Source organism: Vibrio sp. D173a (assembly GCF_030248475.1).
Genome location: NZ_JAHGAH010000987.1, coordinates 1 through 829, shown reverse-complemented (window position 1 = coordinate 829; position 829 = coordinate 1). Strand labels below are relative to the sequence as shown.

Below are 829 nucleotides of genomic sequence, written 5' to 3'. Positions count from 1 at the left end.
GTATGCAGAACAACTTCTATGTATTCCGTGAAGGTAAAGCAATGGCTGAGGGCTTAGAAGAGCTTAAAGCGATTCGTGAGCGTCTGAAGAATGCACACCTTTCTGACAAGTCTACAGAATTCAATACGCAGCGTATTGAGTGTCTAGAGCTTGAAAACCTAATGGAAACAGCTTACGCGACTGCTGTAGCGGCTAACTACCGTACAGAGAGCCGTGGTGCACACGCTCGTTTTGACTTCCCTGACCGTGATGATGAGCAATGGCTATGCCATACGCTTTACAATCCTGATACTGAAGAGATGTCTAAGCGTAACGTAAACATGGAACCTATTCACCGTGAAGCGTTCCCCCCAAAAGCACGTACGTACTAAGGAGATCTAACCATGAAACTGAATTTCTCTTTATACCGTTACAACCCAGATGTTGACCAGAAGCCTTACATGAAGGACTACGTCCTTGAAGTAGACGAAGGGTCAGACATGATGCTTTTGGACGCTCTTATCCTACTAAAAGAGCAAGATCCAACAATTTCATTCCGTCGTTCATGCCGTGAATGTGTATGTGGTTCTGACGGTCTCAACATGAATGGTAAAAATGGACTGGCATGTATCACTTCATTGTCTGCGCTGTCTGGCCAAGACAAGATTGTGATTCGCCCACTACCGGGTCTACCGGTTGTGCGTGACCTTATCGTGGACATGACTCAGTTCTACAATAACTACGAAAAAGTGAAGCCATTCTTAGTGTCTGATGGCAATGTGCCACCGTCACGCGAAAACCTACAAACCCCTGATGAACGAGCACATTTGGATGGGTTGTATGAATGTAT

1 protein-coding gene and 1 pseudogene are annotated in these 829 nt (G+C 45.5%); both read left to right on the top strand.

The features are described from left to right. A pseudogene (gene sdhA / locus KIV40_RS30770) lies at positions 1 to 371 on the top strand (succinate dehydrogenase flavoprotein subunit); the annotation flags it as partial. 12 nt (positions 372 to 383) lie between these two features. Beyond that, on the top strand, positions 384 to 829 hold a 446-nt coding region (locus KIV40_RS30765), incomplete at its 3' end, for a 2Fe-2S iron-sulfur cluster-binding protein (protein ID WP_285353086.1).